Raw genomic sequence first — 22,201 nt, forward strand, 5'->3', positions numbered from 1 at the left:
CCTTTCATGGAGCCTCAGCAATGACCATTTCCGACAGCACTACCACCTTCCACGGTAAAAAAGTTGTGCAGTACGACCCCGAGATCGCTTTCGATGCATCGCCGGACGTGGTCTACCGCCTGTCGCTCGAATACGACGACAAGCGCAAGATGCCGGACCTGATTGCCGGCTTCCTGGAAAAGGCCGACAAGAATACCCTGGAGGCGCTGATCATCGGCATGTGGGGCGACCCGTACGAGGCGGGCGCCGACGAGGTGATTGCCGCGCTGGCCAGCCATGCACCACAGCTGCCGAATCTGCGCGCGCTGTTTATCGGTGACATGACGTACGAGGAATGCGAGATTTCGTGGATCGTGCAAGGCAGCTACAAGCCGCTGCTGGACGCCTTTCCGCTGCTGGAAGAACTGCGCATCCGTGGCGGCAACGAACTGAAACTTGCCCCGTTCGCCCACCAGAACCTGCGCAAGTTCACCATCGAATCGGGTGGCCTGGACCAGGAGATCGGCCAGGCCCTGGTCGAGTCGAGCATGCCAAAGCTGGAACACCTGGAACTGTGGCTGGGCACCGACGACTATGGCTTCTCGGGCGACGTAGCGCTGTACCAGAAAGTGCTGGCGCAACTGGCCACGCCAGGCTTGCGCTACCTGGGTCTGCGCGATGCGCAAATCGCCGACGAACTGGCCGTCTGGCTGGCCAACGAGCCGCTGCTGGCTACCATCACCACGCTGGACCTGTCGCTCGGCACCATCGGCGACGTGGGCGCCGAAGCGCTGCTGCACGGCACGCAGTTGGGCAATCTGACGCGCCTGGACCTGTCGCACCACTACATCTCGGAAGCAAATCAGGAAAAACTCAAGGCCCTGCCGTTCGAGGTGGTGCTGGACGATCCGCAGGAAGACGACGAGGACGATGGCGAGGTGTATCGCTACGTGGCCGTCGGCGAGTAAACCCTGATGATGTTGCTGGCCACCAAAGGCAGCAAGCGCGTGCGCCTGCTGCAGCTGGCGCGCGCGCAGCTTGCGCTCGCGCCGGCCCAGGTGCTTGAATGGCGCGACTGGCTGGCCGAGCCATCCCTGCTCGACGCTGCCCTGGCCCGGCCCTGCCGGTTCAAGATCGAGCCGCCAGGCGACGATGCTGAGGTGCATCTGCAACTGCTGCAACACGGTTGCCGCCTGCTGGACCGCGCACCCGTGCGTGCGCCCGAACGCGGCGAACTGCTGGCGCAGCACGCCTGGTTTGCCGGCTTCTCGAACGCCATGGACCGCCTGTCACGCCAGTTGGCCGCCCTGCCCGGTGCGCATATTGTCAATGCGCCGGGCGAGATTGCCCTGATGACCGACAAGCTGGCCTGCCAGCGCCATCTGGCCGAACATGGCGTGGCGATCCCCGCGCTGCTTGGACGTATCGACGGCTACGAGCATCTGCAATCGCTGCTGCATCAATACGGCCTGGACCGGGTTTATCTGAAACCGCGCTATGGCTCGTCCGCCTCGGGCGTGGTGGCCTACCGGCGCAACCGCACCGGCCGCCAGCAGGCCACCACCTCGGCCAGCATCACGAAGGTGGGCGGCGAAACCCGGCTGTTCAATGTCAAGCGCATCACGCGCCATGACAACGCGGCAGATATCGCCACGTTGATCAACACGTTGGCGGCACAGCAATTGTATGCGGAGGCCTGGCTCGACAAGCCGCGCTGCGGCGACAGCCATTACGACCTGCGCGTGGTGGCGATTGCCGGCCAGCCCATGCACCGCGTAGCGCGCATGGGCACGCAGATGATGACCAATCTGCATCTGGACAATCAGCGCGGCGAGGTATCCACGCTGCTGGATGCGGCCGATATCGCGGCCATGGAAGCGGCGACCCGCCAGGCCGCGCTGGCCTTTCCCGCCAGCCATGTCACCGGCTACGACCTGGTGGTGCGCCGTGGCCAGGCCCATGTGCTGGAGGCGAATGCCTTTGGCGACCTGCTGCCCGGGCTGTTGTGGCAGGGGCTGGATACCTACGGAATGCAGATGCGCGATGTTTGAATTCACCATCCCCGACATGCATGCCATCGTCGGCAGCCACGATATCGTCTTCATTACCCTCGACACCCTGCGCCACGACGTGGCGCAGGCGCTGTTCGAGGCGGGCGAACTGCCGGTGCTGGCGCGCTTTCTGCCTGCCACCGGCTGGGACCAGCGCCATTCGCCCGCCACGTTTACCTACGCCGCGCACCAGGCCTTTTTTGCCGGCTTTTTGCCCACGCCGTCCAGGCCTGGCCGCCATCCGCGCCTGTTTGCCAGTGCCTTTGCCGGCAGCGAAACCACCTCGCCACGCACCTTCGCCTTCGAGGAAGCCAGCATCCCCGAGGCCTTGGCCGCGCGTGGCTACCGCACCATCTGCATCGGCGGCGTCGGTTTTTTCAACCAGCAGACGGCCTTGGGCCGTGTGCTGCCGTCCCTGTTCCAGGAAAGCCACTGGAGCCCGGGCATGGGCGTGGCCGGGCGTCATTCGACCGAAAAACAGGTGGCGCTGGCGTGTCGGCTGCTGGCGGAGAACGCACGACGCACCTTCCTGTTCATCAATGTCAGCGCGCTGCATACGCCCAACCGCGCCTACCTGCCCGGCTGCCGCGTCGACAATCTTGACAGCCATGCGGCAGCGCTGCGCTATGTGGACGGCGCACTGGCGCCACTGTTCGCCGCCTGCGCCGCACGCGCACCGACGTTTGCCATCGTTTGCTCGGACCACGGCAGCGCGTATGGCGAAGACGGTTATCGCGGCCACCGCGTGGCGCACGACAGCGTGTGGAACGTGCCCTATGCGCATTTTTTTATTGAATCTTCACCACCGCATTCCCAGGGAGCCGCACCGTGAATCCATCCGAACAGCCAGGCACCCTGGCGCAGCGCATGCGCCACACGCCCTACCAGGCCTATTCCTATTCCTACCCGCACAAGGCGGCCTATCGCACGCTGGCCCAGGCCACGCCACTTGCGCCAGTATGGGCGCCGCAAGACCGCTCTGCCCTGTTTGCCTACATTCATATTCCGTTCTGCGAGATGCGCTGCGGCTTTTGCAATCTGTTCGCCATGGCGCGGCCCAGCGCCGAGATGGTCGAGCGCTATGTGCAGCAGGTGCTGGTGCAGATGCGCGCGATGGATGGCGCCCTGGGCGAGCGGCGCTTTGCCCGCTTCGCGCTCGGCGGCGGCACGCCGACCTATCTGTCGGCGGCGCAGCTCGACACTTTGCTGTGCGGCGCCCGCGACATCCTCGGCATCGACCTGCAGCAAACACCGTCGGGCATCGAGGCCTCGCCCGAAACCATTACGGCCGAACGCCTGGCTGTCTGCCGCGCACATGGCATAGATCGGGTCAGCCTGGGCATCCAGAGCTTTGCCGCTGGCGAGATGCGCGCGCTGGCGCGCCCGCAGCAGAATGCCACCGTGCGCCAGGCGATAGCGCTGATACGCGAGGCGGGTTTTCCAACGTTGAACCTGGACCTGATCTACGGTATCGCCGGCCAGACGGTGGCCAGCCTGCTGGCCTCGATCGACAGCGCGCTGGCGTTCAAGCCGGAAGAAATCTATCTGTATCCGCTGTATGTACGCGAGCAAACCGGCCTGGGCAAGATCGCCCGCCGCAACGGCGCCGACACCTTGAACCCCATCATGCTGGCGCGCGAGGGCGACAGCCGCCTGGCCTTGTACGCGGCCGCGCGCGACCATCTGCGCGCGCAAGGCTATGTGCAGGTGTCAATGCGCATGTTCCGCGCGCCGCATGCGCCGAGCGACGCCGGCCCATCCTACTGCTGCCAGAACGACGGCATGGTGGGTCTGGGCGCGGGCGCCCGCTCGTACACCTCGCAACTGCATTATTCCAGCGAGTATGCGGTAGCGCGTACCGAGACCATCGGCATTATCGAGAACTACCTTGCGCTGGACGAAGCACGCTTCGCGCAGGCCGAACATGGCTATCTGCTGGGGATTGAGGATCAGCAGCGCCGCTATGTGATCCAGTCGCTGCTGACGGAACCGGGCCTGGACTGCGCCGCGTACACGGCACGTTTCGGCAGCGACTGCCTGGCCGACCTGCCGCAACTGGCCGAGCTGTTTGCTTTGGCGCTGGCAACGCAGGACGGCCCGCTGCTGCGCCTGAATGATCGCGGCTACTCCTACGCCGACACCATCGGCCCCTGGCTGGCATCAAACACCGTGCGTGCGCTGATGGCGGAAAGCGGCCAGGCGTGCTGACGGCGTCACCGGGCAGCTTGTCCTTCCTGTACAGGGGCACGCTAGCGAGCTGCAACTACGCCTGCGGCTACTGCCCGTTTGCCAAGAAGCAGGACAGCCGCACCGTGCTGGGGCGCGATGCACGCGAAGTAGCCCGTTTTACGGGCTGGGTGACGCAACAGACGCGCCCCATCAGCGTGCTGTTTACACCGTGGGGAGAAGCGCTGGTGCGGCGCCATTACCGTGTCGCCATGCACACCCTGGCGGCGCTGCCCCATGTCACGCAAGTAGCGCTGCAGACCAACCTGGCCGGCCCGTTAGCCTGGCTCAGCGAGATGGACGCGAACAGCCGGGCCAAAATCGGCCTGTGGTGCACCTTTCACCCGGGCCAGACGACAATCGCGCGCTTTCTCGAACGCTGTGCGCGTCTCGACGCCATCGGCGTGCGGTATTCGGTCGGTGTGGTCGCGCTGCATGAGCACTACGAGGCCATCCGAGCACTACGCGCGGCACTGCCCGCGCAGGTCTATCTGTGGCTGAACGCGTATGACCGGCGCGGCCCTGGCTATTACAGCGCCGACGACCTGGCCTGGCTCGACGAGATCGACCCGTGGTTCCTGCAGAACCGCCGCCCGGCACCATCGCGCGGCAAGGGCTGCTTCGCAGGAGAAACAGCGCTGTCGGTCGACGGCGACGGCGAACTGACGCGCTGCCATTTCCTGCCCGAACGGCTGGGCAACCTGTACGAAGATAAGCTGGCGGACATGCTGCAAGAGCGCAACTGTCCGCGTTTCAAGTGCGACTGCTATATCGGCTACGCGCAACGCAAGGACCTGCCGTTCCAGCAGCTGTTTGGCAACGGCGTCCTGGCGCGCCTGGGCCCCGCCTGAGGCTCAGGCAAAGGCTCAGGCACAAAGTCGGCCAGATTGCCAAATGCAGCAAACTCGTTATATTCTTCCGGCTGGCAATCCACGATCTTTTCCAGATGAATTTACCGCAAATACTCAGGCTGCTCCAATACAAACAATGGGCCGACAAGCGTACGCTCGAAGCCGTGGCACTAATTGATAAGGAGCTATTTCCCTCGGAAATGGCTTTCGCCTGTCAGCAACTGAACCACATGGTACGCGTGGAAGAAGTTTTCCGCGCCAGGCTGCTGGGCAGCACGGAGCCGCATGCAACGTCAAACTCGGAAGTCGTGCCCTCGCTTGACCAGCTAGGCAAGCGGCTGCTGGTCTCGAACGGCTGGCTGCTCGAGTACACCGCATCAATACCCGCTGAAAAACTGGCCGAAGAAATCCACTTCCGCTTTCTTGACGCCCAAGGCGGCACCATGACGCGCGAAGAGATACTTTTCCACCTCGTCAACCATGGCACCTACCACAGGGGCGCCATAGGCCGCGCCCTCGACCTCGCGGGAGGCTTGCGCCCGGCCGATACCTATACGGTTTTTATTCATGCCGTGGAGCCGGGGCGGAGGGCGGGGAGTTGCCTGTAGGCTGGCGTTGGCAAATTGGCGGCTTGCGAACAATAGCGACCAGTCTCCTTGAAACCAAGCACCAAACCTGGGGAGGAAAACATGGCTGTGCATCGTTTTACTATTTTTGCGGACTATTTTCAGTTCATAGTCCAAGACGAAGATTCAAAAGACGATTTCGGTGCGCTTTGGAATGACGCAGCAGTTGCCATGATGGTAGCAAATGGCGAAACAGCTCTTTCCTTGGGAACGCTCAGAAATGTCGATGTGACAGTTGACCTTCATGTTATTGATGGGCCGCCTGACATCCGGACGGACGACTTCGACCACGTAGTAGAAGGCGCATTTATATCGCCGACTGGAAGTATCGCCGTGATGGGTTGCACAGACTTCTTTCCAGATGCGTCGCGATTGAAAATACTACCCGGTTCCTATCGTTACATTTACCTGATCAGCGGAGTTCGTACAATTCAAACCGAATGGGAGCCTGCCGATGACCTGTATTCGCTGTACATCTGGCCTGCTGAGCGACGCGAACTACACCTTGTAAAGCAGTGGAAACCGGCGCGACTGGAAAGTGACTCTTGACAGTATCAGAAGAGCGTACCGATATTTTCGATTTTAAGGCGCCACTGCGCAGCGAGGCCTGGCGTCAAATGACTGGCTGCGCGCGTACGCAAGTACGGCCAGAAGCTGCAACGCCGCCACCGGCTTTTTCTCGGGTCCGAGTCTCTGGCCCGCCGTGATCAGTCTTTAAAAACCCAGGAAGCGCGGGAAAAGCCCACCCCGCGCTTCTCAAAACAAAGCTTACTGCGCCGCCACCTTGGCCGGCTCTGCTACAGGCGCTGGTGCCATCTTCAGCGCACGGCTAAGGAAACCCCAGCGATCTGCCACTTCCTCGATCTGCTTGGCGGTCGGCTTGCCGGCGCCATGGCCTGCCTTGCTGTCGATGCGGATCAGCACCGGGGCTGCACCGCCTTGCGCAGCCTGGGCGGCGGCGGCGAATTTGAAGCTGTGGGCGGGCACGACGCGGTCGTCATGGTCGGCGGTGGTGATCATGGTGGCCGGATAGCAGCCGCCCTGCTTCAGGTTGTGCAGCGGCGAATACTTGACCAGCGCCTTGAACTGTTCGGCATCGTCCGACGAGCCGTAGTCCGGCACCCAGCCCCAGCCCACGGTGAACTTGTGGAAGCGCAGCATGTCGAGCACGCCCACTTGCGGGATCGCAGCGGCGAACAGGTCCGGACGCTGCGTCATGGCCGCGCCGACCAGCAGGCCGCCATTGCTGCCGCCGCCGATGGCCAGTTTCGATGGCGAGGTGACTTTGTTGGCCACCAGCCATTCGGCCGCGCCGATAAAGTCGTCGAACACGTTTTGCTTGTTCAGCTTGGTGCCGGCCTGGTGCCAGGCTTCGCCGTATTCGCCGCCGCCGCGCAGGTTGGCCATCACGTAGACGCCGCCCATTTCCACCCAGGCCAGGTTGGCTACCGAGAACGATGGCGTGAGCGAAATATTGAAACCGCCATAGCCATACAGATAGGTTGGGTTGGAGCCGTCCAGTTTCATGCCTTTTTTCGAGACGATAAACATCGGTACCCGGGTGCCATCGCGGCTGGTGAAGAACTGCTGGCGCACGTCAAACGCGTTCGGATCGAAATCGACCTTCGGCTGGCGATATACCGTGCTCTTGCCGGTCTTCATGTCATAGCGATAGATGGTGGCTGGCGTGGTGAAGCTGGTGTACGAATAAAACGTTTCCGTATCGTTGCGCTTGCCGCTGAAGCCGCCGGCCGAGCCGATGCCCGGCAATGCCACTTCGCGCACCAGTTTGCCGTTCAGGTCGGTGATGGTGATCTGCGTCTGCGCATCCTTCAGGTAGTCGAGCACCAGCTGATTGTTCAGGATATTGGCCGACACCAGCGTCTGCTCGCTTTGCGGCACGATCTCTTTCCAGCCGGCAGGCAGCGGTTTGCGTGTATCGATGGCGATCACGCGCGACTTTGGCGCATTGTTGTCGGTGGCAAAGTAGAACACCGGGCCGACATTGTCGATAAACGAATACGAAGCGTCGAACTCTTCCAGCAGGCCAACGACCTTGGCGTTTTTCTGGCGCAGGTTCTTGTAGAAAATGCGGTTCTTGCGCTCGGTGCCCTGGGTGGCCGTGATGATCAGGTAATTGCCGTCGTCGGTGACACGGCTGCCGCCAAACGCCCATTCTTTCTGATCAGGACGGTCGAACACCAGTACGTCGGCGCTTTGCGGCGTGCCCAGCTTGTGGAAGTACAGTTTCTGGAAGTAATTGATATCGGCCAGCTTCGTCGCTTCCTTCGGCGCGTCGTAGCGGCTGTAGAAGAAGCCGGTGTTGTCGCGGGTCCACGAGGCGCCCGAGAATTTGGCCCATTTGATCTCGTCCGCCAGATCCTTGCCGGTATCGATATCGCGCACCTTCCACTCGTTCCAGTCGGAACCGGAGGCGGCCGTTGCATAGGCCAGGAACTTGCCGTTCGGGCTGATCGAGGTGCCGGCCAGCGCTACCGTGCCGTCTGCCGACAGGGTGTTCGGGTCCAGCAACAGACGCGGCTCGTCCGTCAGTTTTTTCACCGTGTACAGCACGGCCTGGTTTTGCAAGCCGTCGTTGCGCGTGTAGAAGTAGCGGCCGCCTTCCTTGGTTGGCGTGCTGAAGCGCTCGTAGTTCCACAGTTTCGTCAAACGCTGCTTGATCGCTTCGCGCTCGGGTATCGTGCCCAGGTAGGATTGGGTCAGCTTGTTCTGTGCCACCACCCAGTCATGCGTCTCGGCGCTGTTGGCGTCTTCGAGCCAGCGGTACGGGTCGGCGATCGTGGTGCCGAAATAGTTGTCCTGCTGCTCGACTTTCTTGGTGACCGGATAGGTCACGGCTTCGCTAGTGCCTGCCGGGCAGGTCTGCGCCAGGGCATTGCCACCGAAGGCGGCCAGCAAACTCAATACGAGGGTTGCACTACGTAATTGCATGGGTGATGTCTCATTGTTGGATGTCTGTAAAAGCGAGCCCGCAATACGGCCCTGCGGCTGCCCATGTTGACTTTCGCCAACGTAAATCATAGCGTGTATCCCAGCTTTTAATACACAGTTATGCCGGCCTTTCTCCGTCTTTTATTTGGGCATTTCATCAAGCGGTCATAAAACATATTTACCATATGCAAGATGATCATGGACCTTCCAGTGCCATGCCAACCCTGCCACACCTCTGCCATGCACACACTCGCTCTCTCTTCGGCCACGTCCCGCCCGGACCCAGCACTTGCCGCGACCGTAGCGTACCTGAAGTCTGCTCCACCCACCACGCCGCCCATGCCAGTTGAATCCGCCGATGTACTGCACGACATCCTCGCCGGACGCAAACTCTGCGCGCTGTTCCAACCCATCATCCAGATGGCCAGCGGCGACATCATCGGCTACGAAGGTCTGATACGGGGGCCGTCCGACAGCCCGCTGCATGCGCCGATGAACCTGTTCAAGGTGGCGCGCGCCTGCGGCCTGACGCTGGAGGTCGAGCATCTGTGCCGGCAGGTGGTGCTGGAACGTTTTGCGGAATTGAATCTGCCCGGCAAGCTGTTTCTCAATGTCAGCCCGGAATGCCTGTTGCTGCGCAATGCCCGCCATGGCGAAACGCTGGAATACATAGCGCAGATCGGCATCAACCCGGAACGGGTGATCATCGAGCTGACGGAAAACCAGCCCACCTATGACTACGAGCTGATGCGCGAAGCGGTGCTGCACTACCGTAACATGGGCTTCCAGATCGCCATCGACGACCTGGGCGAAGGTTTTTCCAGCCTGCGCCTGTGGTCGGAGTTGCGACCGGAATACGTCAAGATCGACATGCATTTTATCCAGGGCATCAATAACGACCCCGTGAAACTGCAGTTCGTGCGCTCAATCCAGGAGATCGCGGAGAAGTCAGGCACGCTGGTGATCGCCGAAGGCATCGAAGCGCAGGCGGAATTGCTGGTCTTGCGCGATCTTGGCGTCACGTTTGGCCAGGGCTATCACCTGGGGCGGCCCAACGCCATGCCGGCGCGCACGCTGCCGGCCGAAGTGGTGCAGGCGCTGGGGCGCAACGGCGTGGCCGTGTATCCACAGCGCAGCAGCCTGGAAAAGAATGGCGCCAGCATCCGCAAGCTGCTGCACCGCGTGTCATCGATCTCGACGGCGAAGAACAATAACGAGGTCTACGAGATTTTCATGAGAGAACCGAAGCTCATGATCATCCCGGTGGTGGACGATGGCGTGCCGCTGGGGCTGATCAGCCGCTTCGACATGATCGACCATTTTGCCCGCCCGTATCAGCGCGAACTGTATGGCAAGAAATCCTGCAGCGTGTTCATGGACGCCAAGCCGCTGATCGCCGACCATGAAACGAGCTTGCAGGAACTGAGCTACATCATGGCGCAGTCCGATGCCCACCATCTGTACAACGGTTTCATTATCACCGAGCATGGCCGCTATATGGGTATGGGCACCGGCCACGACCTGATGCGCGAAATCACGCAGATGCAGATCAATGCGGCCCGCTACGCCAATCCGCTCACGCAATTGCCCGGCAATGTGCCGATCAACGAGCATATCGACCGCCTGCTGCACAGTGGCAGCCGCTTCTGGGTCTGCTATTGCGACCTCGACCATTTCAAGCCATTCAACGACGTGTATGGCTACCGCAAGGGCGACGACGTGATACAGCTGACCGGCGAAATCCTCAGCAGCCATTGCGATGCCAACCGCGACTTTATCGGCCATATCGGCGGCGATGATTTCATGATCCTGTTCCAGAGCGAAGACTGGGAGACGCGCTGCCAGGCCATGCTGGACGATTTCGCGGCCGCCATCCTGGCCTTCTACAGCGTGGACGATTGCGAACGCGGTGGCTATATCAGTGAAGACCGGCAGGGCAAGAAAGTGTTTTATTCACTGATCAGCCTGTCGCTGGGCGTGATCAAGGTGTCGGCGCACCAGTATTACACCCACCACCAGATCGCCACGCAGGCGGCCGAAGCCAAGCGGCAGGCCAAGAAGATCCACGGCAACAGCCTGTTCCTGGACCGGCGCCAGGCGGCGATGCCATGCCCTGATCCGGTCTAGATCCGCAGCAGGTCGGCAAAGCTGTTGTCGTCCGTATCACCAGGCAACAAAGCCAGCGTAATATGCGCATCGTTGCGTCGCGCCAGCAGGCGATACTTGCCCGGTGCCAGCTGTACGAACATGCCGCCAAACACCGCTTCCGGTTCCAGGCCATCGGCCGTCACTTCCTCGGCTGCACCGATGAATACGCGCCCCGATCCGACGGCGAGATTGACTGTGACCTGAGGGTTGGCAAGCTCATCGACCAGCTCGACGGCATAGGCGCCATCGCTGCCCAGGTTCAGGAACGCCACATGGCCGGCGTTCACTTCCGCCAGTTCGGCGCTGGGAATGCTCCACCAGTCGACGTCGTCTTCCAGCCGGTGGCACAGGCCGGCCACGTCGAACACGCACATGGTGGCAGTGTCGGTAACGAAAGTGCAGGTTTGTGCAGCTTGAATGCCGGTTTCGCTGACCATGGCGGCCTCCTTCCCTGTTTTTTTGCAGTCCGCAGTATGGCATGGCCAAGGCAAAACATGCCGCTCAGTCCGGCGCCGCTGCGCGCGAACACTTCCACTGCCGGGTCATCGCGCGCGCCTTGCCCAGGTCGCCGGTGGACAGCTTGCGGGCATAGCCGGCAACAACGCCGCCAGCCGTGGCGTCGCCGCTCTCGGCCGCCAGCGCCACCCACATGTAGGAACGCACCGGATCTTTCGGCACGCCTCGCCCGCTGTTGTACATGCCGCCCAGGTTGTACTGGGCCAGTGCATGGCCCTGCTCGGCTGCGCGCGTATACCACTGCACCGCCATGTCGTCGTCCTGCTGCACGCCATGGCCATTCGCATACATCATGCCCAAGTTGTTTTGCGCGCTGGCGTCGCCCTGATCGGCGGCCTTGCGATACCAGCGCACCGCGCGCGCCGGATCGTGCTGCACGCCCTGACCGTTGGCGTACAGCACGCCAAGATTGAACTGGGCATTCGCGGCGCCCTGCGCGGCCGCCTTGCCATACCATTCAACGGCCTCGCGCGCATTACGCGCCACGCCACGCCCGCCAGCGAGCATGCCGCCCAGGTTGTATTGCGCCGAGCAATGGCCTTGCCGGGCGGCACGGCGGTACCAGGCCACGGCCCGCGCCTCGTCCCGTTCGACGCCCTGCCCTCGCGCCAGCATCAGGCCCAGGTTGAACTGGGCGTCGGCATCGTCCTGCTCGGCGGCGCGCAGCAGCCAGGCACAGGCGCGCAACTGGTCCAGCGCCACGCCCGTGCCTTCGGCATAGGCCACGCCCAGCTGGCGCTGCGCCACCGCGAGGCCTTGCACGGCCGCCTGGCGGAACCAGGCCACGGCCCGGGTATCGCTTTGCATCACGCCCTGGCCCCGCTTGTAGAGCAGGCCCATGTTCAGCTGGGCCAGGGCGTCGCCCTGCAGCGCGGCCTTGCGGAACCAGGCCAGTGCCAGCGCATCGTTGCGTTTTGCGCCCAGGCCCCGCGCATAAGCTTCACCCAGCAGCGACTGGGCGCTGGCCACGCCCTGCTCCGAGGCCCGGTAGAACCAGGCCAGCGCCAGCTCGTCGTTTTGCGGCACGCCACGCCCCTTGCGGTACATCTGCCCCAGGTTCTGCTGGGCCGAAGCGTCGCCTTGGGCGGCCGCGCGGCGGAACCACAGCACGGCCTCCTCGTCGCTCTGCGCGACGCCACGGCCGTGGTAGTACAACGCACCAAGATGATTTTGCGCGAACGCCAGCCCCTGCAGCGCGGCCAGGCGCAGCCAGATAAAGGCGCGCCCGTCGTCCTGCCGCACACCCTCGCCTTTCTTGTACAGGAGCCCGAGATTGAATTGGGCGTAGGCGTTGCCTTGCTCGGCCGCAGTGCGTAGCCACAGATAGATCTGGCGGCTCTCCCTGGCAGTATGGTGCTTGTCCATGTGCGCGCTCCCGTTGCCTGAATTGTAAATTCGGGGAGGCGGTCACGTTTGAGCGAACTCAAACGCCATAATATAAGTGCATCGTTTTGATGCGTCCGCTACGGGACGGCTGGCCGGCGCTCAGCGCTTGCGCGGATGTTTCTGCAGGAATTGCGGCACCTTGGCGGCCGCCAGCTTGTTGAGCGACACCAGCAGGTCGGCGTCGACGCCATCGATGCCGTAATTACTGCGCAAATGGCGGCCGATATGGATCAGCACCTGGGCGGCAACTTCCGCATCGGATTCGGCCCGGTGGGCCGCGCTTTTGAAGGCAATGCCCAACTGGCCGGACAACAGGCCCAGCTTGTAGCTCGACAGGCCAGGAAACACGCGGCGCGACAGTTTCAATGAGCATACCAGCGAGCGGTGCGCCGGTGCCAGGTCCAGCCGGGCGCTCTCGGCGCGCAGAAATTTTTCATCGAAGCTGGCATTATGGGCCGACAAGGTGTCGCTGCCGATAAAGTCCAGCAAGCGTGGCACTACTTCGGCTACCGGTGGCGCGTTATCCACCATCTTCTGCGTGATGCCTGTCAGGCCCGTGATAAACGAAGGAATGCGTGCATTGCAGTTAATCAGGCTGACGTAGCGCTCGGTCACCTGCCCGCCTTCGATGCGCAGCGCCGCCACTTCCGTGATGCGGTCGCCCATATCGGGCGACAGACCGGTGGTTTCAAAGTCGATCATGACGATCGGTTGCTCAAACACGTTCATGTAGCGGGCTTTCTCAGGTGCGGCGGTGGACCAGCTTAGCCGAATTTGCGCACTGCGTCGAGCGCCAGGCCGGCGCCGATGCTGCCAAACAGGTCACCTTCCACCTTGCGCGCCGACGGCACCAGGGCGGCGATTTTTTCGCGCAGCAGGCGCACGCCGCTCGAACCACCGGTAAAGAACACGGTATCGACCGCTTCCGGCGCCACGCCTGCATCGCGCAGCAGACGCAGCACGGTCTCTTCCACGCTGCCGCACAGGTGGCCGATGGCGTCGTCGAACTGGGCACGCTTGAGCAGCAGGCTTTGCGCCGGCGACAAGCGGTCCAGCTCCAGCTGCACTTCCTGCGCATCGGACAAGGCGATCTTGCCTTCTTCGACCTTCATCGCCAGCCAATGGCCGGCGCGTTCGTCGATCAGCTTTTGCAAGCGCTTCACTTTGTCTTGCTCGCGCGCATCGCGGCACACATCGGCCAGTTGCACCCAGATCTTCTTGGTGTAGGCCAGATTGATGGTATGCCAGGTGGCCAGGTTGAAATAGTAGCTTGACGGCACTTCGCTATTGTTATTCAGGCGGCTGCCATAGCCAAGCAACGGCATCACCGACGACAGGCTCAGGTATTTATCGAAGTCGGTGCCGCCGATATGCACGCCGCCGGTGGCCAGGATATCGTCGCGGCGCTCGGCCTTGCCGGCGCGTTCGGGCGACAGACGCACCAGCGAGAAGTCCGAAGTGCCGCCGCCGATGTCGGCAATCAGCACCAGCTCCTCGCGGTCGATTTGCGACTCGTAGTCGAAGGCGGCGGCAATCGGTTCGAACTGGAAGGCCACGTCCTTGAAACCGACAGCGCGCGCCACGTCCGCCAGGGTGTCCTGGGCCAGCTGGTCGGCCTGGGCGTTGTCATCGATAAAGAAAACGGGGCGGCCAAACACCGCCGAGGTAAATTCGCGGCCGGCCGACTGCTCGGCGCGCTTTTTCACTTCGCCAATAAATTGCGACAACAGCAGGCGAAACGGAATCGCGCGGCCGCCCACTTCCGTCTGGCCGTCGATCAGGCTGGTACCGAGCAGGCTTTTCAGCGAGCGCATCAGGCGGCCTTCGTAGCCGGCCAGGTAGCCGGCCAGGGCAGCGCGGCCAAAGCTCACTTCTTCGTCTTCCGCATTGAAGAACACCACCGACGGCAGGGTAGTCTTGCCGTCTTCCAGGCTGAGCATGGTGCTCTGCCCTGGACGCGCCCAGCCTACCGTGGAATTTGACGTGCCGAAATCGACACCGCAAGCATTGGCCATGTCGACCCTTCCCTGAATAAAGGGGCGTTATGCTACCAGAAAGCACGCTCCTGCACCAGAAGAATCGGCGCATGATGGCCTGCGGCGCCACCGGGGACAATCTCAGCCGAAAAACTTGCCCTTCAGTAAATTAAGCCCCTGCGCCATCAGGTCATTGCCTTCCGGTACCTGGCCGTTCGGCGTCAGGTGGTCGACCAGTTGTGGCAACAGCGCTGCCAGGCCGCCTGACGCCGCATCGGCTGGCAGGCCCAGTTTTGCAGCGATCTGGCTGATGGTATCGGCGCCCAGCGCACCCTGTACCTGCTCGCCCGACACCGCAGCATTCGCGCCAGTGCCGATCCAGCTTGCAACCTGGTCCTGCAAACCGCTTTCCTGGAATTTCTGCAGCAAGCCCGGCAAGCCGCCGTGCTGGTTGATCAGGTCCATCACGCTGGCCAGCAAGCCGGACTGGGCCGACGCTGCGCCACCCGCCACTTCGCCCTTGCTGCCCAGCATATCAATGGCCTGCCCTGCAAGTTGATCAAACAGTCCCATGAGTTTCTCCTGTGTTGTGCTGCAGGGAAAGCCCCCTGCCCCGCATGATTGTACTGTCTCCGGCGGCACCGCTGTTTTGCTGCCTGTACCATGTGCAACAGGCGGGTCGTGAAAATAATAAGATGCTTATTTAACCGTGCTTACACTGAAGGATGCGAATCGCGATGCAACTATTGACCTTGCCCGGCATCTGCTGGCCCCTGCAGGCAAGCGTGGGCCATATTGCCGTCACCAAGCCTGACATTACGGGCCACTTCAAGGCTGGCGCGGGGTTGGACGCGATTGCAGAATGCGAACTGGTTGATGCCGGAAAATTTCGCAATGGCGCGCCGCGCCAGTGGTGCCGCACCCATCAGTGCTACTGGGGCGTCAGGGCCGACCTGGCGCTGCTGGAAGCGTCGGGCAGGCGGCAATGCAAGCTGCATCACAGCCCCATGGGCTATCTGCTGCACCCGGAAGTGTTCGACCCGATGCGCCATCACGCCAGCAGCCTGGCCTTGGGTGAAGACGGCCTGCTGCATTTGCACGCAAAGGCCGACGCTGACGGCGCCTTGCTGGTGCGCACAGCCATGGCCATCGCCATCGACTGCAGCGCACTGCCCGGCGTGTTTCATCCTTCCGTGTTGCAGCTCAATATCACGCCGCCGGCCGCGCGGGCTTATGTGCAGGCGCTGCGCGCAGGCGTGTTACTGGGCTGCAGCGACTGCAGCCGCTGCGGCCATCCGCACCTGGACCTTGGCGACTTTGCCGTGAGGGCGCATCGCCGCCACTACTGCGGCAACTGCGGCCACGATGGCACGCACAGTGCGCAAGCGATGGTCTCGAATCCCTTGCAGAGGCTGCGCGAAGTGGCCTTGCGCACGCCCGAGCGCTGGCTGCAGTGGTTCTGAAGGTGCGCCTGCCAACAGTCCATTTTTCCGATCTGGAATAGACTGGCGTTTTACTGAAACGACTTGACGGCAACATGGTAAATAATATCAATCCCGAGCGGGACCAGAAAGAACAGCAGGACGCCAGCGACAGCGGCGACCTGTCCGACCTGCTCAGCGAGCTGCGCATCCTGCTGCCCGGCGCGCAGATGCTGACCGCGTTTTTGATCATCCTGCCCTTCAACGGCGGCTTTGCAAAAATCGTGCAGGCAGAAAAAATCGTCTTCCTGGCGACCTTCTTCCTGTCCATGACCAGCCTGGTGCTGCTCAGTGCGCCCGCCATCCAGCACCGCATCATGCGCCCTTTGAGCGACCGCGAACGCTTCAAGCGCGTGGCCGACCGCATCATGATGGCCGGCGCCCTGTCGCTGGCGTTCGCGTTTACCCTCGGCACCAACCTGGTGATCTCGGAAGTGTTCGGCCACGTGGCCGGCATCGTCGCCTGCGCCATCATCGCCGTGCTGATCATGGCCATGTGGTGGTGGATGCCCTTGTATCTGCGGCACCGCACGACCATCTGACCGAGGACTGCAACAGCGCCAGAGCAATAATTCCGCAATGGTCGATGCTTCCCGGCCTGCCTTGCAAGCAAGGACACCCGGCAGTAGGATATCGCCATCGGAATTTATACAGAAATTAACGCTACCAATGAAACCAGCAATCCTCGCCATATCAGCAATCCTGTCACTGATTCAAAGCTCACCGTCCGTCGCGGATAATCTCAACGGGAAAAATCTTTACACACAGCGATGTGCCATGTGCCACGGCGCCGATATCAAGGGAACAGGCCCTCTGGCGAACAAAAGCAATCCCCGTACACCCGACCTGACGACATCGGCTTTCAAAAAACGGCTGCAGGATTATCCGGGCGTGATCGTCTCATCGGTCATCCTGCGTCCGAATGGCGACCTGATACCACGCACCCTGAAAGAGAATGGCGTCAGGATTGCGCCCTACGCCTGGAAGGTGAAGGATTTTCGCGATCTGAATGATTATATGACCGGTGTGATTTCAAAAAGTCGCTGATGCCGGTGAGCAGGCCATCTATTTTTGCAGGATGGTAATTTTTCCGTCCGCTTCCAGGAACGCGCACTTCATGTCCGCCAGCGGGCAGTCCGCTTCGCGCAGCGCCTGCTCCACATCGCCTGCCGCCACGCGGCATTTCCTGACCACTTCTTCAAAAATCTTGCCGTCACGCCCCAGCAGCACGGGCGTGCCGTCGATCAGCTCGGCGATCTTGCGGCTGCGCGACGTCAGCAAGGCGATCAGCATGTTCAATCCCAGCAGGGTCAGGGCCAGCAGCAACCCGCCCGGGATCGAATCGTCGCCGCCCGATAGCGAATTCGACACCGCTTCACTGAGCAGCATCACCACCAGCAAGTCGAACGGCGTAAATTGCCCCACCGTCCGCTTGCCCGTCATGCGCATCAGCAACAGCAGCGCGATATACACCAGCGCGGCGCGCGACATCAATTCCCACCACGGTACATCGAGTTCGAACATGGCCAGCCTCCCAAGATAAGATTGCCATATTTATACGCCTTTTCAGGCCTCGACCGTCGCACCGTTGACGCCGGCTTGCGCCAGCAAGGTTACGCGAAAGATCCCCACCAGCGGGCGCAGGTTGACCTTGTGCCAGGCGGCCCATAGCGGCGTGCGGTAAGCGAACCACGGCAAGGCGCGCAGCACCACGCCGGCCGGCGCATGCTGGCGCAGGCTGTGCTGGATCATGGCCATGCCCAGTCCCGCCGCCACCAGCCCCAGGGCCGTCAGGGGTTCTGTCGCTTCCATGCGGATATCGGGCGTAAAACCGGCGCGGGCGCAGGCGGCCACAAAGTTATCGTGTTTCAGCGCGCTTTCCTTGTGCAGCACCGCAATCCATTCCTGGCCCGCCAGGTCTTCCGGCGTCAGGGTTTCCCTGCTTGCCAAGGGATGGCTTTCCGGCATGGCCAGCAGCATTGGGTCGCTCAGTACTTGCGCGCAGTCGAGATCGGGGTCGCCCGGCAGCGGCGGCTCGCACAGCAGCGCGATATCGAGGCTGCGCTGGCGCAGGCCTTCCACCTGTTCGGCCGAATGCATATTGTAAAGCGCGACATGGACTGCGGGCCGGGTCAGGCGCAGCGCCCGCAGGCCGTCCGGCAACACGCCCGAATGCATGGCGTTCTCGATATAGCCGATGCACAGGCCACCTTCATCACCCCTTCCCAGCCGCCTGGCCAGCGCTTCGAGCCGGTTGCCGTGCGTCAGGAACGCCTGGGTTTCGGCCAGAAACGTGCGGCCGTCGCGCGTCAGGCGGATGCGCTGGGCGTTACGTTCGAACAGGGTCAGGCCCAGTTTGTCTTCCAGTTGCGCGATCTGCCGGCTCAGCGGAGACTGCGAAATATGCAAACGCTCGGCGGCGCGTCCCACGTGTTCTTCCTCGGCCACGGCGACGAAGTATTGCAACTGGCGAATATCGAGCATGTCAGACCTTCAGAGACTTAAGTTGCGCAAATTATGTCTTGGACAGGCTTAACTTGTCCAGCTATTCTGATCGCACTACCCAACACCTTGAAGGAAAACATCATGAGCATCAAACACCTGCTGACTGGCAAACTGGGCTTTGGCACCGCACCGCTGGGCAATATGTTCCGCAATATCCCGCAAGAAGAAGCGCTGGCAACGGTCGACGCGGCCTGGGACAGCGGCATCCGCTACTTCGACACGGCCCCCTTCTACGGCGCCGGCCTGGCCGAATTGCGCCTGGGCACGGCCCTGAAAAAACAGCGCCGCGACGACTACGTGCTGAGCACCAAGGTCGGCCGCCTGATCCTTGACGAAGTGGAAGACCCGGCCAGCCGCGAGCTGGGCGAAAAAGGCGGCCTGTTCGAATTCGGCCGCCCCAACAAGATGGTCGACGACTATTCGCTTGATGCCACCCTGCGCTCGATCGAAGACAGCCTGAAACGCTTGAACACCGACCGCCTCGACATCGTCTGGGTCCACGATATCGCCCAGGATTTTCATGGCGACAATTGGCTGGCGCAGTTTGAAATCGCCCGTACCGGTGCCTTCCGCGCGCTGACCCGCTTGCGCGAAGAAGGCGTGATCAAGGCCTGGGGCATCGGCGTGAACAAGGTCGAACCGCTGGAACTGACCCTGGGCTTGGCCGAAGCACAGCCGGACGGCTTCCTGCTGGCCGGCCGCTACACCCTGCTCGACCATGAGCGCGCGCTGCAGCGTTTGATGCCGGAGGCGGCGCGGCAGAATGTCGATATCGTCGTCGGCGGCCCCTACAGCTCGGGCATCCTGGCCGGCGGCAGCCATTTCGAATACCAGCAGGCCTCGCCCGAAATCATCGCCAAGGTCGAGCGCATCAAGGCGATTGCCGCGCGCCATGGCGTCAGCGTGAAGGTGGCCGCCCTGCAATTTTCGCTGGCCAACCCGGCCGTGGCCGCCGTGATTCCCGGCGCCAGCCGTCCGGAACGGCTGGCCGAAGACATGGCCGCCCTGAACAGCGTGATTCCCGCCGCCTTCTGGCAGGAAATGCGCGCCGAACAACTGGTGGCCGCCAACGCGCCACTGCCTGGCTGACACAAGTGAACGGTCTGCTTGCACTGCAGCAGACTTTATGACAACAAACTTGTCAAACAACTTAATACGGCGCCTGCCTGCTTCAGGCGCGGGCCGGATTGATACCCGCCAGCTGTGGTGTGCGGCGCAGCATTTTTACCGTGCCTCCTGCAGAGCCGGCCGGTATCCAATACAATAACGCTTGTGGCAACCCGCATCCGGGCGCGCTTCCCCACCCCGTCTCCACCCCTTACCGAACCTTAGAACATGCACGCTTCAGCAGACTCATTCATCCCGCGCGTTAATGCGCCTTTTGGCGCTGGCTATGCCGACCTGGCACTGGCCATCGGCGGCCTGGCGATCGGCACCGGCGAATTCGCCTCCATGAGCATCCTGCCCGTGGTGGCCAACGACCTGGGCACCACCCTGCCGGAAATGAGTCATATGATCAGCGCCTATGCGCTGGGCGTGGTAGTTGGCGCACCGCTGATCACGATCTTCCTGGCACGCATGCCGCGCCGGCTGATGCTGATCTGTCTGATGCTGATGTTCGCTGGTGGCAATCTGCTCAGCGCGATTGCCCCGAATTACGCCTTGCTGGTGATCGCCCGCTTCATCGCCGGCATCCCGCACGGCGCGTTTTTTGGTGTGGCGGCGCTGGTGGCGGCCGCGATGGCCGAACCGGACCGGCGCGGCCAGGCCGTGGCGCGGGTACTGATGGGCCTCACAGTGGCGAATATCTTCGGCGTGCCGCTGGCTACGTATATCGGCCAGACCATGGGCTGGCGCCCGGCCTTTTTGCTGGTCGCCGCGCTGGGCCTGTTGACCATGCTGATGATGCGCATTTTCGTGCCGAAAGTCGCGGCCGGCGATTCCAGCCCGCGCCGTGAACTGGGCGTCTTCCGCCGCCTGCAAGTGTGGCTGACCCTGCTGATGGTGGCGATCGGTTTCGGCGGCATGTTCGCCGTGTACACTTTCATTACCCCCACCCTGACGGAAATCACCAAGGTGTCGCCACTGGTGATCTCGATCCTGCTGGCCGTGATCGGCATCGGCATGACGGTCGGCAACATGGTCGGCGGCTGGCTGGCCGACCGCTCGCGCCTGTGGACCATCTTCGGCGTGCTGGTGTGGAACGTGGTGGCGCTGATCGCCTTCAGCTACACCACCACCAATGTCTGGCTGACGGCGATCAACCTGTTCGCCATCGGCGCCGGCATCGCGGTCGCGCCAGCCGTGCAAACCCGCTTGATGGACGTGGCGGGCGACGCGCAGACCGTGGCCGCCGCCCTGAACCACTCGGCCTTCAATATCGCCAACGCCTTGGGCGCTTATGCTGGCGGCATCGCGATCGCCATGGGCGCGGGCCTGCAGTCGACCGGCTGGGTCGGCGCCCTGCTGGCCTGCGGCGGTATTGTGGTGCTGGGCATTTCGGTGATGGTGGAAAACCGCAGCCGCAACCTGGCGGGCGTGCAGGCGGCTTGATCAATATCGGGACGTCGGATTACGCCTTCGGGGGATCCGGCGTCATGCCTGCCGGCGTCTCAGCTCTTCCGCAACCAGCAGCAACTCCCGATCGTCAAGTTGCCCCAGGTAAGGTTTCACTCTGAAATGATTGCGCGGCTGGCGCGCGATTTTCTCGGGCGAGTCGTCCAGTATCGTGATGTCCTCCACCGCATACCCCTGGCCCTGTACCTTCCGCAAGTCCTTGAGATACACATAGCCATTTGAGCGCACGTCGACGCGCTGCACGCAGTGCTCGACCGACCAGGCAAATTTCAACTCGAACTCACTGCCGAAGACCTGCGCCACCACCGCATCGACATAGGCGCGCGAAGAAGACGACCACACCGCCATATCATACAAGGGCTGCATGGTCATCAATAGTGCGTGCAGATATGGGCGCTGGTAGACAAAGTACGGGCCGCAAATGAAGTCCGCGGCCTGCGCAAGTCGCACCGGGCTGGCATGTACCAGCGTTTCGTCGAGATCAAAAATCAGCAGTTTGCGCGTCATTCAGGCATTGCCTGCAAAGCACCGTGCCAGGCCTATCCCCACCAGCAATCCCAGGCATGGGCCGCCAGCCCAGACCAGCGCCATCCATGGCGTCAGCGTGGCAGGAAGTTGCTCGAAGAAAGTAGTTGCCAGGCTCAGGCCAAGCAGTGCCAGGGCCAGTGCCAGGGGCCTGCCCTTGGCGATCCTGGCGGCGATCACCCCGGCAAGCAACGAGCCAAGAAAGATCGCGGCCTGCTGCGCGTACCAGACGGAAGGACCTCCATCGCCGACACCCACCGCCGCCAGCACGCCCAAGGGCAGTATTGTTTTCAGCACCAGTTGCACCAGCCAGCCGAGCGCCGCGGCCGGCCAGATGGAGGGTTTGAGGGCGGGCATATCTGCGGATTGTTGCGTCATGTGGCTCCTGATTGATCAACGGAC

General features: G+C 62.3%; 23 protein-coding genes. 13 read left to right on the top strand and 10 right to left on the bottom strand.

All coding sequences use genetic code 11. The features are described from left to right. The first annotated feature begins 20 nt into the window (after positions 1-20). The 7 genes from ACQ4WM_RS00675 (at position 21) to ACQ4WM_RS00705 (ending at position 6,282) form a co-directional block, all read left to right on the top strand. Complete coding sequence (locus tag ACQ4WM_RS00675) at positions 21-947, top strand: STM4015 family protein (RefSeq protein ID WP_436544793.1); 927 nt, start codon at positions 21-23, stop codon at positions 945-947. Positions 948-953: 6 nt separating this feature from the next. Beyond that, entirely contained in the window at positions 954-2,030 is a 1,077-nt protein-coding gene (locus ACQ4WM_RS00680) for an STM4014 family protein (RefSeq protein WP_436544794.1), read from the top strand. Beyond that, positions 2,023-2,862 (top strand): STM4013/SEN3800 family hydrolase, encoded by an 840-nt coding sequence (locus ACQ4WM_RS00685; protein WP_436544795.1) that lies wholly within the window; start codon positions 2,023-2,025, stop codon positions 2,860-2,862. Before ACQ4WM_RS00680 ends, ACQ4WM_RS00685 begins: the two co-directional genes overlap by 8 nt. Continuing rightward, complete coding sequence (locus ACQ4WM_RS00690; RefSeq protein WP_436544796.1) at positions 2,859-4,238, top strand: STM4012 family radical SAM protein; 1,380 nt, start codon at positions 2,859-2,861, stop codon at positions 4,236-4,238. The genes ACQ4WM_RS00685 and ACQ4WM_RS00690 overlap by 4 nt, the downstream gene beginning before the upstream one ends. After that, on the top strand, positions 4,232-5,107 hold the full coding sequence (locus tag ACQ4WM_RS00695; RefSeq protein ID WP_436544797.1) for an STM4011 family radical SAM protein: 876 nt from the start codon (positions 4,232-4,234) through the stop codon (positions 5,105-5,107). Before ACQ4WM_RS00690 ends, ACQ4WM_RS00695 begins: the two co-directional genes overlap by 7 nt. 95 nt (positions 5,108-5,202) lie before the next feature. Next, positions 5,203-5,715: a DinB family protein gene (locus tag ACQ4WM_RS00700; RefSeq protein WP_436544798.1), complete on the top strand. Its 513-nt coding sequence runs from the start codon at positions 5,203-5,205 to the stop codon at positions 5,713-5,715. A gap of 48 nt (positions 5,716-5,763) precedes the next feature. Beyond that, complete coding sequence (locus ACQ4WM_RS00705; protein WP_436544799.1) at positions 5,764-6,282, top strand: hypothetical protein; 519 nt, start codon at positions 5,764-5,766, stop codon at positions 6,280-6,282. A gap of 219 nt (positions 6,283-6,501) precedes the next feature. Here the strand turns inward: ACQ4WM_RS00705 and ACQ4WM_RS00710 are convergent, their stop codons facing one another. After that, positions 6,502-8,685: a prolyl oligopeptidase family serine peptidase gene (locus ACQ4WM_RS00710; RefSeq protein ID WP_436544800.1), complete on the bottom strand. Its 2,184-nt coding sequence runs from the start codon at positions 8,683-8,685 to the stop codon at positions 6,502-6,504. 339 nt (positions 8,686-9,024) lie between these two features. On the opposite strand from ACQ4WM_RS00710, the gene ACQ4WM_RS00715 reads away from it, so the two are divergent. Further along, positions 9,025-10,812 carry a GGDEF domain-containing protein gene (locus ACQ4WM_RS00715; protein WP_436544801.1) on the top strand — a complete coding sequence of 596 codons (1,788 nt, stop codon included), beginning with the start codon at positions 9,025-9,027 and terminating at the stop codon, positions 10,810-10,812. Here the strand turns inward: ACQ4WM_RS00715 and ACQ4WM_RS00720 are convergent. From ACQ4WM_RS00720 to ACQ4WM_RS00740, 5 genes are all read right to left on the bottom strand, one after another. Beyond that, on the bottom strand, positions 10,809-11,270 hold the full coding sequence (locus tag ACQ4WM_RS00720; protein WP_436544802.1) for a DUF6386 family protein: 462 nt from the start codon (positions 11,268-11,270) through the stop codon (positions 10,809-10,811). The genes ACQ4WM_RS00715 and ACQ4WM_RS00720 overlap by 4 nt on opposite strands. Positions 11,271-11,334: 64 nt before the next feature. Next, complete coding sequence (locus ACQ4WM_RS00725; protein WP_436544803.1) at positions 11,335-12,714, bottom strand: tetratricopeptide repeat protein; 1,380 nt, start codon at positions 12,712-12,714, stop codon at positions 11,335-11,337. 120 nt (positions 12,715-12,834) lie between these two features. Continuing rightward, positions 12,835-13,464, bottom strand: a complete 630-nt coding sequence (locus ACQ4WM_RS00730; protein WP_436544804.1) for a 3'-5' exonuclease — start codon at positions 13,462-13,464, stop codon at positions 12,835-12,837. Positions 13,465-13,499: 35 nt separating this feature from the next. Beyond that, entirely contained in the window at positions 13,500-14,750 is a 1,251-nt protein-coding gene (locus ACQ4WM_RS00735) for an Hsp70 family protein (protein ID WP_436544805.1), read from the bottom strand. A gap of 102 nt (positions 14,751-14,852) precedes the next feature. Beyond that, the gene (locus tag ACQ4WM_RS00740) at positions 14,853-15,353 is read right to left on the bottom strand and encodes a YidB family protein (RefSeq protein ID WP_436544806.1); all 501 of its coding nucleotides are present in this window, start codon (positions 15,351-15,353) and stop codon (positions 14,853-14,855) included. Positions 15,354-15,448: 95 nt separating this feature from the next. Between ACQ4WM_RS00740 and ACQ4WM_RS00745 the strand changes: the two genes are divergently transcribed. The 3 genes from ACQ4WM_RS00745 (at position 15,449) to ACQ4WM_RS00755 (ending at position 17,239) form a co-directional block, all read left to right on the top strand. Next, entirely contained in the window at positions 15,449-16,174 is a 726-nt protein-coding gene (locus ACQ4WM_RS00745) for a hypothetical protein (RefSeq protein WP_436544807.1), read from the top strand. 74 nt (positions 16,175-16,248) lie between these two features. Further along, positions 16,249-16,734 (top strand): DUF6328 family protein, encoded by a 486-nt coding sequence (locus ACQ4WM_RS00750; RefSeq protein ID WP_436544808.1) that lies wholly within the window; start codon positions 16,249-16,251, stop codon positions 16,732-16,734. A gap of 127 nt (positions 16,735-16,861) precedes the next feature. Beyond that, positions 16,862-17,239 (top strand): c-type cytochrome, encoded by a 378-nt coding sequence (locus tag ACQ4WM_RS00755; protein WP_436544809.1) that lies wholly within the window; start codon positions 16,862-16,864, stop codon positions 17,237-17,239. Positions 17,240-17,257: 18 nt separating this feature from the next. Here the strand turns inward: ACQ4WM_RS00755 and ACQ4WM_RS00760 are convergent, their stop codons facing one another. Next, entirely contained in the window at positions 17,258-17,716 is a 459-nt protein-coding gene (locus ACQ4WM_RS00760; RefSeq protein ID WP_436544810.1) for a DUF421 domain-containing protein, read from the bottom strand. Positions 17,717-17,758: 42 nt separating this feature from the next. After that, positions 17,759-18,676, bottom strand: a complete 918-nt coding sequence (locus tag ACQ4WM_RS00765) for a LysR substrate-binding domain-containing protein (protein ID WP_436544811.1) — start codon at positions 18,674-18,676, stop codon at positions 17,759-17,761. Positions 18,677-18,778: 102 nt separating this feature from the next. On the opposite strand from ACQ4WM_RS00765, the gene ACQ4WM_RS00770 reads away from it, so the two are divergent. Both ACQ4WM_RS00770 and ACQ4WM_RS00775 read left to right on the top strand, forming a co-directional pair. After that, complete coding sequence (locus ACQ4WM_RS00770; RefSeq protein ID WP_436544812.1) at positions 18,779-19,786, top strand: aldo/keto reductase; 1,008 nt, start codon at positions 18,779-18,781, stop codon at positions 19,784-19,786. Positions 19,787-20,032: 246 nt separating this feature from the next. After that, a complete protein-coding gene (locus tag ACQ4WM_RS00775) occupies positions 20,033-21,250 on the top strand; it encodes an MFS transporter (protein ID WP_436544813.1) in 1,218 nt (405 codons plus the stop codon). A 42-nt stretch (positions 21,251-21,292) separates the two neighbouring features. Here the strand turns inward: ACQ4WM_RS00775 and ACQ4WM_RS00780 are convergent, their stop codons facing one another. Further along, positions 21,293-21,781, bottom strand: a complete 489-nt coding sequence (locus tag ACQ4WM_RS00780; RefSeq protein WP_436544814.1) for an HAD family hydrolase — start codon at positions 21,779-21,781, stop codon at positions 21,293-21,295. Further along, positions 21,782-22,177, bottom strand: a complete 396-nt coding sequence (locus ACQ4WM_RS00785; protein WP_436544815.1) for a hypothetical protein — start codon at positions 22,175-22,177, stop codon at positions 21,782-21,784. Between the last annotated feature and the right edge of the window lie 24 nt (positions 22,178-22,201).

It is taken from the genome of Janthinobacterium longum (assembly GCF_051380735.1).
Lineage (GTDB): Bacteria > Pseudomonadota > Gammaproteobacteria > Burkholderiales > Burkholderiaceae_D > Janthinobacterium.

Bases quoted from the DNA above. Each gene is read 5' to 3' on its own strand.
- ACQ4WM_RS00675 (WP_436544793.1), top strand. From the start codon at position 21: ATGACCATTTCCGACAGCACTACCACCTTCCACGGTAAAAAAGTTGTG.
- ACQ4WM_RS00680 (WP_436544794.1), top strand. From the start codon at position 954: ATGATGTTGCTGGCCACCAAAGGCAGCAAGCGCGTGCGCCTGCTGCAG.
- ACQ4WM_RS00685 (WP_436544795.1), top strand. From the start codon at position 2,023: ATGTTTGAATTCACCATCCCCGACATGCATGCCATCGTCGGCAGCCAC.
- ACQ4WM_RS00700 (WP_436544798.1), top strand. From the start codon at position 5,203: ATGAATTTACCGCAAATACTCAGGCTGCTCCAATACAAACAATGGGCC.
- ACQ4WM_RS00710 (WP_436544800.1), bottom strand. From the start codon at position 8,685: ATGCAATTACGTAGTGCAACCCTCGTATTGAGTTTGCTGGCCGCCTTC.
- ACQ4WM_RS00715 (WP_436544801.1), top strand. From the start codon at position 9,025: ATGCCAGTTGAATCCGCCGATGTACTGCACGACATCCTCGCCGGACGC.
- ACQ4WM_RS00720 (WP_436544802.1), bottom strand. From the start codon at position 11,270: ATGGTCAGCGAAACCGGCATTCAAGCTGCACAAACCTGCACTTTCGTT.
- ACQ4WM_RS00725 (WP_436544803.1), bottom strand. From the start codon at position 12,714: ATGGACAAGCACCATACTGCCAGGGAGAGCCGCCAGATCTATCTGTGG.
- ACQ4WM_RS00730 (WP_436544804.1), bottom strand. From the start codon at position 13,464: ATGAACGTGTTTGAGCAACCGATCGTCATGATCGACTTTGAAACCACC.
- ACQ4WM_RS00735 (WP_436544805.1), bottom strand. From the start codon at position 14,750: ATGGCCAATGCTTGCGGTGTCGATTTCGGCACGTCAAATTCCACGGTA.
- ACQ4WM_RS00745 (WP_436544807.1), top strand. From the start codon at position 15,449: ATGCAACTATTGACCTTGCCCGGCATCTGCTGGCCCCTGCAGGCAAGC.
- ACQ4WM_RS00750 (WP_436544808.1), top strand. From the start codon at position 16,249: ATGGTAAATAATATCAATCCCGAGCGGGACCAGAAAGAACAGCAGGAC.
- ACQ4WM_RS00755 (WP_436544809.1), top strand. From the start codon at position 16,862: ATGAAACCAGCAATCCTCGCCATATCAGCAATCCTGTCACTGATTCAA.
- ACQ4WM_RS00760 (WP_436544810.1), bottom strand. From the start codon at position 17,716: ATGTTCGAACTCGATGTACCGTGGTGGGAATTGATGTCGCGCGCCGCG.
- ACQ4WM_RS00765 (WP_436544811.1), bottom strand. From the start codon at position 18,676: ATGCTCGATATTCGCCAGTTGCAATACTTCGTCGCCGTGGCCGAGGAA.
- ACQ4WM_RS00770 (WP_436544812.1), top strand. From the start codon at position 18,779: ATGAGCATCAAACACCTGCTGACTGGCAAACTGGGCTTTGGCACCGCA.
- ACQ4WM_RS00775 (WP_436544813.1), top strand. From the start codon at position 20,033: ATGCACGCTTCAGCAGACTCATTCATCCCGCGCGTTAATGCGCCTTTT.
- ACQ4WM_RS00780 (WP_436544814.1), bottom strand. From the start codon at position 21,781: ATGACGCGCAAACTGCTGATTTTTGATCTCGACGAAACGCTGGTACAT.
- ACQ4WM_RS00785 (WP_436544815.1), bottom strand. From the start codon at position 22,177: ATGACGCAACAATCCGCAGATATGCCCGCCCTCAAACCCTCCATCTGG.